The following is a 9,578-nucleotide window of genomic DNA, read 5'->3' as shown; positions in this document are numbered from 1 at the left end:
GGCAACGGAGGTGTCGGCGGCCCTCGGTAGGCTGGGGGGATGAGCAGCGAGACCGGTCAGGCGACGAACGAGGGAGCCCTCTGGGGCGCCCGTTTCTCGGGTGGGCCCTCTCCCGAACTGGCGGCGCTGAGCCGTTCGACGCACTTCGACTGGGACCTCGCGCTCTATGACATCGCCGGTTCGCACGCGCACGCCGCCGCCCTCGAGGCCGCGGGGTACCTCGACGCCGACGAGGCCGCCGCGATGCACGCCGGCCTCGACGACCTCGCCGCACGCGTGAAGGACGGCACGCTGGTCGCCGCCCCCGGCGACGAGGACGTGCACGGGGCGTTGGAGCGCGTGCTCATCGAGACCGTCGGTCCCGCGCTGGGCGGCAAGCTCCGCGCGGGTCGCAGCCGCAACGACCAGATCGCAACTCTCGTGCGCCTGTATCTGCTCGACCACGCGCGCACGCTCTCGCGCGAGGTGCTCCGCTTGGTCGACGCCCTCGTCGCCCAGGCCGAGGCGAACGCCGGTGCGATCATGCCCGGGCGTACCCACCTGCAGCACGCGCAGCCCGTGCTGCTCGCCCACCACTTGCAGGCGTACGGCTGGGCCTTCGTGCGCGGCCTCGAACGCCTGCGCGACTGGTCGGTCCGGGCGTCGGTCTCGCCGTACGGCGGGGGAGCGCTCGCCGGAGCGACGCTCGGTCTCGACCCGCAGCTCGTCGCCGACCGGCTCGGTCTCGCGCGCCCGGCCGAGAACTCCCTCGACGGAACCGCATCTCGTGACGTCGTCGCGGAGTTCGCCTTCATCACCGCGATGATCGGTGTCGACCTCTCGCGCCTGGCTGAAGACGTCATCCTCTGGAACACGCGCGAGTTCGGATTCGTCACTCTCGACGACTCCTACTCGACGGGGTCGAGCATCATGCCGCAGAAGAAGAACCCCGACATCGCCGAGCTCGCGCGCGGCAAGGCAGGGCGCCTGATCGGCAACCTGTCGGGCTTGCTCGCGACGCTCAAGGGCCTGCCGCTGGCGTACAACCGCGACCTCCAGGAAGACAAGGAGCCGGTGTTCGACTCGGTGCGCACGCTCGAACTCGTGCTCCCCGCTTTCTCCGGCATGATCGCGACCCTGCGCTTCCACACCGATCGCATGGCCGAGCTCGCCCCGCAGGGCTTCTCGCTCGCCACGGACGTGGCCGAGTGGCTCGTCCGCCAAGGGGTCGCGTTCCGCGACGCCCACGAGATCTCCGGAGCCCTCGTGCGCGCGTGCGAGGAGCGCGAGATCGGTCTCGAAGACGCCGACGACGCGCTTCTGGCATCCGTCTCCCCGTCGCTCACCCCGGCGGTCCGCGACGTGCTCACGATCGAGGGGTCGGTCTCCAGCCGGACCGGTGTCGGCGGCACGGCTCCCGAGCGTGTGGCGGAACAGCGCGCTGAGCTCGTGTCGCGGGCGCAGGCGGCGGCGCGCACGCTTGTGGACTGATATCAGCTTTTCGCTTATCAAATACGATTGATAAGCGATACGCTTATGTCATGACCATCGCTGTCATCGCCGACATCGTCGCCTCCCGACACCTCACCGACCGTGGGGCGGCGCAGAAGAGCATCGCCGACAGTGTCACCCGTGTCCAGCGCGATCATCCTGTCGCGACGGCACCGCTCGCGGCGACCGTCGGCGACGAGTTCCAGGGGGAGTTCCCGGCGCTCGGTCCCGCGTTGAGCTGGCTGTTGCTGTTCCGCCTGGCACTGCCCGACGGCGTCGACTGCCGCTTCGGCCTGGGCGTCGGCGAGGTGCGCCCCATCGACCTCGACGGCCGGACCATCCCCGAGGGGCCAGCCTGGTGGGCGGCCCGAACCGCGATCGAGCACATCGAGCGCCTGCAACAGCGCGCCGCGCCGCTCGCGCGCACGTGGATCGAGCTCTCCGAAGGGCAGGATGCCAGCATGGCCGACGCCCTCGCCCTCGCCAACGCGTATGCCCTCAGTCGCGATCAACTGATCTCCGCCATGAGCGAGCGTGCGCGCCGGCTCACCTACGGCCGCTGCCTCGGGCATTCTCAGCGCCGGCTCGCCGAGACCGAGGGCATCACTCAGTCGGCGGTCTCGCAGACGCTCACTGCGGCGGGCTCCGCCGCGATCGTCGAGGGCTTCGCCGTCCTGACCTCGGGGGCGACGTCGTGATCGCCGCCGGACTCCTGCTGCTCGCCGTCGGAGCGGTCGATCTGTTGCGTCAGATGGTCCGCACGAGACGCTGGCTCGCCTTCACCCTCGCGGCCGTCGCCCTGGTCGTGGTGTCGGCGGGACTGGATGCCGTCATCGCGGGTCTGCTCGCCGTCGCCGTCGCGGCGATCTGGACGTGGGTCATGCCCGAGCGGGGCTCCACCCGTGCCGGACTCTGGCCGGTCGCGCTCCTCGGGTTGACCGCGGCGGCCTGCGTCGTGATCGCTCGAGGACGCCCACGCCCCGGACCCCTTGGTGAGCTGTGGGCCACCTACCGCCCCACCGACACGGTGTCGGTCGACGTGATCGTGCTCGTCATCGGATGCCTGGTGTTCCTGCTCGAGTCCGGTAACGCCGTCGTGCGCATCGCCCTGCGGTCCGAGATGGGGGAGGGCGAGACCATGACGTCGTCGTCTTCGGGGGACGACACCGACGCTCCGTCGGATGGCGACCTCGTCGACGCCGGAGAGGGCACCGGGCCGGTCGCCGCGGACGCCGGCCCGCACCCCGCCGCGCCTGCCAGCGCCCCCGCCTCGCCCCCGCATGTCGGACCGGGCACCGCGCCCACCCCCAGCCCCGTCCTCAGGGGTGGCCGCCTCATCGGCCCCCTCGAGCGCATCCTCGTCTTCGTCCTCACCCTCGCGGGCGCGTACACGCTTATCGCCGCGGTGTTTGCCGCGAAAGGCATCGTGCGTTTCCCCGAGATCTCGGCCGACGGCAAGAGCGGCAACCGCGCGGAGTACTTCCTCATCGGCAGTCTCGTCAGCTGGGTGACCGCCCTCGCGGCCGCGTTCCTCGTGTGGTGGGGCATCAACGCAGGCTGAGCGGGGTCTCCGCCACGACGGGCGCGAGCGGGGGAACGCGCGGCCGCGAGCGGTGTGGCGGCCGCTGCTCCGGCATCCGGGGTCCGACACCCCCGCTGGTAACCTGAACGCGTGTCTGCACCGATCGACGCGGCGCCCGTGCGCGCCCTCACTCCCGCCAACGACCCGACCTTCGACAACGTCTGGGACGAGCTGGTGTATCGCGGACTCGTCCACGTGTCGACCGACGAGAGCGAGCTGCGCGAACTGCTCGGCGGCGACCCGATCGTCTTCTACTGCGGCTTCGATCCGACCGCGCCGAGCCTGCACCTGGGCAACCTCGTGCAGCTGCTCACCATGCGTCGCCTGCAGCTCGCCGGACACCGCCCGCTCGGGCTCGTCGGCGGCTCGACCGGTCTCGTCGGAGACCCGCGCCCCACGGCCGAGCGCACGCTCAACACCCGCGAGACGGTGGCCGAGTGGGTGGCGCGCCTGCGCGCCCAGGTCGAGCGCTTCCTGAGCTTCGAGGGCGACAACGCCGCCCGCATGGTCAACAACCTCGACTGGACGGCGCCGCTGAGCGCCATCGACTTCCTGCGCGAGATCGGCAAGCACTTCCGCGTCGGCACGATGCTGAAGAAAGACGCGGTGAGCGCGCGCCTGAACTCTGAGGCGGGCATCAGCTACACCGAGTTCAGCTACCAGATCCTGCAGGGCCTGGACTACCTCGAGCTCTACCGCCAGTACGGCTGCGTGCTGCAGACCGGCGGCAGCGACCAGTGGGGCAACCTCACCAGCGGCACCGACCTGGTGCGCAAGGTCGAGGGCGCCTCGGTCCACGCGATCGGCACACCGCTGATCACCAACAGCGACGGCACGAAGTTCGGCAAGAGCGAGGGCAACGCCATCTGGCTGGATGCCGAGATGTGCAGCCCGTGGGCGATGTACCAGTTCTGGCTCAACACCGACGACCGCGACGTGATCGAGCGGCTCAAGGTGTTCACGTTCCTCACCCGCGCCGAGATCGAGGAGTACGAGACCCTCGTCGAGGCGGAGCCTTTCCGCCGCGCCGCCCAGAAGCGTCTGGCCCGTGAGGTCATCACGACCGTGCACGGGGCGGAGGCGACGGAGGCCGTCATCGCCGCGACCGAGGCCCTGTTCGGACAGGGTGACGTGAAGACTCTGGATGCCGCCGTGCTGCGCACCGCGCTGGAGGAGCTGCCGCACGCGACGGTCGCGCCGGGGAGCACCGTGCTGGAGGCGCTGACCGCCACCGGCCTGAGCGGGAGCTTGAGCGACGCGCGCCGCGCGATCGCCCAGGGCGGCGTGACCCTCGACGGCGAGAAGGTGACCAGCGACGACGCGATCGTCGAAGGGACCCTCCCGGGCGGTGTCTCGGTACTGCGTCGCGGGAAGAAGACGCTCGCCGGCGTGTTCCTGAGCTGACATGCCGTTCACGGTCAGCCACGCGGTCGTCGCGCTGCCGTTCCTGCGGACACCCCTCGTCCCGGCGGCCATCGCGATCGGAGCGATGACACCCGATCTGCCGTTGTTCCTCCGCGGGGTCGTGCCGCCGTACGGCGTGACGCACGACCTCGCGTGGCTGCCCGTGACGGTGGTCATGGCCTTCGTGCTGCTCCTGGTGTGGCGGTGCGTCCTGCGCCCCGCGACGCGCGAGCTGACGCCCCGGATCATCGCGGAGCGTCTGCCCGGAGGCTGGGATGCCGGTGCCCTCGCCGCCGCGCGCGAGACCATGAGCGGAGGGGTCCGCGGCATCCTGTGGCTCGTGCTGTCGCTCGCTCTCGGGGTCGTGACGCACGTCGCCTGGGACTTCTTCACCCACGAGGGAAGGGCGGGCGATGCCCTCTTCCCGGCGCTCGAAGAGCAGTGGGGGCCGCTGCTGGGCGTGAAGTGGCTGCAGTACGGCTCGGGGGTGCTCGGGCTGGCCGGGCTCGGTGTGTTCGGTCTGTGGTGGCTGTCGAAACACGCGCGGCGGTCCGTGATCCGGGTGCTTCCGGATGCCGTGCGCCTGGCGTGGTGGCTCTCCCTGCCCGTCGTGCTGGTCGTGGCGACGCTCGTCGCTCTCGCGGTCGAGGGAGGCTTTGACGCCGACTACACCCCGACCCACCTCATCTACGGCGTGCTCGTGAAGGTCGCCGCGCTGTGGGGCGTGGCGACGCTCGCGCTCGCGGTGCTCGTCCAGGTGCGGCGCGAGCGGGCAGGCTCCCCGGGCCGCGAGACCGCGTCGCGCTGACGATTCCCGCGCGCCCCGACGCGGGGGCGGCCCGCTGCCGCGCCGAGCGGCGCCCGCGCATCCGTCGACCGCGAGGGGCGGGGCCGGGATGCCTTGGCATCCGCGGTCAGACGAATCCGCCGCTCGCCTGAATGGTCTGACCGTTGACCCATCGGGTGGGACCGAGCAGGCCCAGGATCACGGCGGTGATGTCACCCGGTTCACCGAAGCGTCCGAGCGGGGTCGCCGCGAGGATTCCGGCGCCCTGGGCCTCCCCGTCGCCCCCGCCGGACGTGAGGTCGGCTGTCATCATCGCGGTGCGGGTCGGGCCGGGGGAGACGCTGTTGACGGTGATGCCGCGCGGACCGAGTTCGCGCGCGAGCACCGTCGTCAGGGCATCGACGGCCGCTTTCGACGTGGCGTACAGGGTGTACCCCGGGGGCAGAAGCCGCGTGATGGCGCTGGAGAGGAAGACGATCGCTCCGCCGTCACGCACGTGCAGGGCCGCGAGGCGCGCAAGGTGAAGGGTGCCGGCGACGTTGGCGCGGACGACGGCGTCGATGGTCTCGGGGGTCGTGTCGACGATCGTGGCCTTGTGGAAGGCCGCGGCGGCGTGCACGACCACGTCGATCCCGCCGAATGCGCCGACGACGGCATCGAACAGCGTCGCGAGCGACGCGGGGTCGCCGAGGTCGGCGGCGAAGGCGCGAGCCTGACCGCCGTGCGCCGTGATGTCGGCGACGACGCTCTCGGCCGCCGCGGAACTGTGGCCGTAGACGACGGCGACGGCGTGCCCCTGCGCGGCGAGGGCACGAGCGACGCTGGAGCCGATGCCGCCGGAGGCGCCGGTGACGAGGGCGACGGGCGTGGTGGGGGTCATGAGGATCCTCTCGTGGGGTCGTCGCGACGTCGACGACTCGCACACGGTAGGCGGGTGGTGCGCGCGGTCGGCCCGACCGCGGGGGTTTTCATCCGCCCGCTCGGCGCACTCCACCCCGGTCCGACGCACCGGCCCCTGGTCGAGCGAAGACGGCGCGCGATCCTCGTCCCCAGCCCCGCCCGCCCCTGCCCGCGGGTCACGCGGGCGGCGAGACGGGCGGCGGCTAGACTCGACGACGTTATGACGAAGGCGGGAGACTCGGTGTCGGCGAGCACGAAGGGCCAGAAGACGGGCGCAGACGAGGTCATCCTCGGACCCACCGGTCGCCCCTACCAGGGGTTCCCCACCCCGCCGGCTCTCGACAGCCACGGCCCCGCGCGCATCATCGCGCTCTGCAACCAGAAGGGCGGCGTCGGCAAGACGACGACGACCATCAACCTGGCCGCCTCCCTCGCCGGCTACGGCCGTCGCGTGCTCGCGATCGACTTCGACCCCCAGGGCGCCCTGTCGGCGGGTCTCGGTATCCAGACGCACGACGTGCCCACCATCTACGACCTGCTCCTCGACACCAAGCGCGACCCGCACGAGGTCATCGTGCAGACGCGCGTCGAGGGGCTCGACGTGCTGCCGGCGAACATCGACCTCTCGGCCGCCGAGGTGCACCTCGTCAACGAGGTCGCGCGCGAGACGATCCTCGCTCGCGTGCTGCGGAAGGTCGCGGCCGACTACGACGTCATCCTCATCGACTGCCAGCCCTCGCTCGGCCTGCTCACCGTGAACGCGCTCACCGCGGCCCACGGCGTGCTCATCCCTCTCGAGTGCGAGTTCTTCGCCCTGCGCGGCGTCGCCCTGCTGGTCGAGACGATCGACAAGGTGCGCGACCGCCTCAACCCCGCGATCCAGCTCGACGGCGTCCTGGCCACGATGTACGACCCCCGCACGCTGCACTCGCGCGAGGTGCTCGAGCGTGTGGTCGAGGCGTTCGGCGACGACGTCCTCGAGACGGTCATCGGTCGCACGGTGAAGTTCCCGGATGCCTCGGTGTCGGGCATGCCGATCACGGAATTCGCGCCCGAGCACGCCGCAGCCCAGGCCTACCTGCGGCTGGCGCGGGAGCTGGTCGCCCGTGGCGCCGTCGCCTGACGACACCCCCCTCGCCGCGGCGTCCGCCCCCGGTGGCGTCGAGGAGCGCAGCCCCCTCGCGTCCGAGGTCCCTGGGCCTGTCGACGGGACCGGAACCGACGCCGCCGGCTTCCGCGTGACCCTTCCCGTCTTCGACGGTCCCTTCGACCTCCTGCTCACCCTCATCTCCCGCGCAGAGCTCGACATCACCGAGGTCGCGCTGAGCCGCGTGACCGACGAGTTCATCGCCTACCTTCGCGACCTCGGCCCCGAGAGCGATCTCGACGAGGCATCCGAGTTCCTCGTCGTGGCAGCGACACTGCTCGACATGAAGATCGTGGGGCTGCTGCCCCAGGGAGAACTCGTGGATGCCGAGTCCGTGGCGCTCCTCGAAGCCCGCGACCTCCTGTTCGCGCGCCTCCTGCAGTACCGGGCCTTCAAAGAAGTGTCGGCGTGGTTCGCCCGGTGCCTGCAGCGCGAAGATCGCCGCCACACCCGCGACGTGCGGCTCGAGGACAAGTACCGGGCCGCTGTGCCGGAGCTGGTGTGGACGCTCAGCCTCGACGACTTCGCGGCGCTCGCGGTCGTCGCCATGGCGCCGAAACAGATCCCCACCGTCGGACTCGACCACCTGCACGCGCCGCTCGTGAGCATCCGCGAGCAGGCCGCGATCGTGGTGACGCTCTTGCGCTCCGCGGGGACGTTGAACTTCCGCGATCTCGTCGCCGGGGTCACGGAGACGGGCGTCGTCGTCGCGCGCTTCCTGTCGATCCTCGAGCTGTACCGGCACGCCGCACTGTCGTTCGAGCAGCTCGAACCGCTGGGGGAGCTGACGCTGCGCTGGACCGCCGAGAGGTGGTCGGAAGAGAACCTCGCCGCCCTGGGAGCCGACTATGACCGCTGACCCGACCTCGCCGGACGCCGTTCCCGCCCCGGATGCTGCAGGACCCGCACCCGCGCAGTCCCCGACCTCGGCTCCGCGCCCGAGCGATGCGGCATCCGTCGCCCGTCGCCTCGAGGCGATCCTGCTCGTCGTCGACGAGCCGCAGAGCCTCGTGAGCCTCGCGGCGGCCGTCGGGGCTCCGGTTCCCGCCGTCCGCCAGGCCGTCGAGGGGCTCGTCGCCGATTACGACGGCGAGACGGGGGGACCGGTCCGCGGCTTCGAACTGCGCGAGGTCGGCGGGGGCTGGCGGCTGTACGTCCGCGAGGAGTACGACGACATCGTCGGTGACTTCGTGAACACCCAGGCGCCGTCGCGGCTGTCGCAGGCGGCGCTCGAAACGCTGGCGGTCATCGCGTACAAGCAGCCCGTCACGCGCGGACAGGTGGCATCCATCCGCGCGGTGAACGTCGACTCGGTCGTGCGCACGCTCCTGGCGCGGGGGCTCATCACCGAGGTGTTCACCGACCCCGACACGGGGGCGATCCACTACGGAACCACCGACCAGCTGCTGGTCAACCTCGGCATCAACTCGCTCGACGAGCTGCCGCATATCTCGCCGTTGCTCGACGACGGTGCTGACGGATTCGACGGAGAGGTCCTGAAATGAGTGAAGAGGGCATCCGCCTGCAGAAGGTGCTGGCGAACGCGGGGGTGGCCTCGCGGCGCGTTGCCGAAGACATGATCGTCGCGGGACGCGTGCGCGTGAACGGCGTCGTCGTGACCGAGCTCGGCTCGCGCATCCACCCCGAGACCGACCTCGTCGACGTCGACGGCACGGCTATCCAGCTCGACGAGTCCAAGCGCTACGTCATCCTCAACAAGCCCACCGGCGTCGTCAGCTCGATGAGCGACGACCGCGGGCGTCCCGACCTGCGCGAATGGGCCGACCAGTGGGACGAACGCCTCTACAACGTCGGACGACTGGATGCCGACACCTCGGGCCTTCTCGTGCTGACCAACGACGGCGACCTCGCCCACGTGCTCGCCCACCCCTCCTTCGGGGTGACGAAGGTGTACATCGCGAAGGTCGAGGGGCAGGTGCTGCCGCAGACGATCCAGCGACTGATCAAAGGCGTCGACCTCGAGGACGGCCGGATCGCGGCCGACAAGGCGCGTCTGCTCGACTCGTCGCGGGGCGAGAGCCTCGTGGAACTGACGCTGCACTCGGGCAAGAACCGCATCGTCCGACGCATGATGGCCGAGGTCGGCCACCCCGTGGTGGAGCTGGTTCGGCGGCAGTTCGGGCCGCTGCACCTGGGAACACTCCCGGTGGGCAAGGCACGCGAGTTGACTACAGTAGAACGCGGCGCCCTGCTCACGCTGTCTCGTCGGGACGGCGGCACTCCGACCGAGTGAGCCTGCGGGGCGTCTCGCGGTGCGAGGGGCGCCG

10 protein-coding genes are annotated in these 9,578 nt (G+C 71.0%); 9 read left to right on the top strand and 1 reads right to left on the bottom strand.

What is annotated here, in order from left to right; genetic code table 11:
• Positions 1 to 39: 39 nt before the first annotated feature.
• From argH to PIR02_19530, 5 genes are all read left to right on the top strand, one after another.
• Positions 40 to 1,470 carry an argininosuccinate lyase gene (gene argH / locus PIR02_19550; protein ID WZH36917.1) on the top strand — a complete coding sequence of 477 codons (1,431 nt, stop codon included), beginning with the start codon at positions 40 to 42 and terminating at the stop codon, positions 1,468 to 1,470.
• Positions 1,471 to 1,520: 50 nt separating this feature from the next.
• A complete protein-coding gene (locus PIR02_19545) occupies positions 1,521 to 2,168 on the top strand; it encodes a SatD family protein (protein WZH36916.1) in 648 nt (215 codons plus the stop codon).
• Positions 2,165 to 3,031, top strand: coding sequence for a hypothetical protein (locus tag PIR02_19540; GenBank protein ID WZH36915.1), 867 nt, complete (start codon positions 2,165 to 2,167; stop codon positions 3,029 to 3,031). Before PIR02_19545 ends, PIR02_19540 begins: the two co-directional genes overlap by 4 nt.
• Before the next feature lie 111 nt (positions 3,032 to 3,142).
• Positions 3,143 to 4,456 carry a tyrosine--tRNA ligase gene (gene tyrS / locus PIR02_19535; GenBank protein WZH36914.1) on the top strand — a complete coding sequence of 438 codons (1,314 nt, stop codon included), beginning with the start codon at positions 3,143 to 3,145 and terminating at the stop codon, positions 4,454 to 4,456.
• 1 nt (position 4,457) lies between these two features.
• Positions 4,458 to 5,264, top strand: coding sequence for a DUF4184 family protein (locus PIR02_19530; protein ID WZH36913.1), 807 nt, complete (start codon positions 4,458 to 4,460; stop codon positions 5,262 to 5,264).
• A 106-nt stretch (positions 5,265 to 5,370) separates the two neighbouring features.
• Here PIR02_19530 and PIR02_19525 read toward each other — a convergent pair whose 3' ends face one another.
• A complete protein-coding gene (locus PIR02_19525) occupies positions 5,371 to 6,123 on the bottom strand; it encodes an SDR family oxidoreductase (GenBank protein WZH36912.1) in 753 nt (250 codons plus the stop codon).
• A 240-nt stretch (positions 6,124 to 6,363) separates the two neighbouring features.
• Here PIR02_19525 and PIR02_19520 point away from each other — a divergent pair, with 240 nt between their 5' ends.
• The 4 genes from PIR02_19520 to PIR02_19505 all read left to right on the top strand — a co-directional run bounded on the left by PIR02_19520 (position 6,364) and on the right by PIR02_19505 (position 9,544).
• The gene (locus PIR02_19520) at positions 6,364 to 7,266 is read left to right on the top strand and encodes a ParA family protein (protein WZH36911.1); all 903 of its coding nucleotides are present in this window, start codon (positions 6,364 to 6,366) and stop codon (positions 7,264 to 7,266) included.
• Positions 7,267 to 7,381: 115 nt separating this feature from the next.
• The gene (locus tag PIR02_19515) at positions 7,382 to 8,149 is read left to right on the top strand and encodes a ScpA family protein (GenBank protein ID WZH39049.1); all 768 of its coding nucleotides are present in this window, start codon (positions 7,382 to 7,384) and stop codon (positions 8,147 to 8,149) included.
• Complete coding sequence (gene scpB, locus PIR02_19510; protein ID WZH36910.1) at positions 8,139 to 8,795, top strand: SMC-Scp complex subunit ScpB; 657 nt, start codon at positions 8,139 to 8,141, stop codon at positions 8,793 to 8,795. Before PIR02_19515 ends, scpB begins: the two co-directional genes overlap by 11 nt.
• Positions 8,792 to 9,544, top strand: a complete 753-nt coding sequence (locus PIR02_19505; GenBank protein ID WZH36909.1) for a pseudouridine synthase — start codon at positions 8,792 to 8,794, stop codon at positions 9,542 to 9,544. The genes scpB and PIR02_19505 overlap by 4 nt, the downstream gene beginning before the upstream one ends.
• Positions 9,545 to 9,578: the final 34 nt, after the last annotated feature.

The sequence above is a fragment of the Microbacterium enclense genome (assembly GCA_038182865.1).
Lineage (GTDB): Bacteria > Actinomycetota > Actinomycetes > Actinomycetales > Microbacteriaceae > Microbacterium > Microbacterium enclense_B.
The sequence above is the reverse complement of the archived record's forward strand: the minus strand, read 5'-3'. Positions and strand labels throughout refer to the sequence as shown.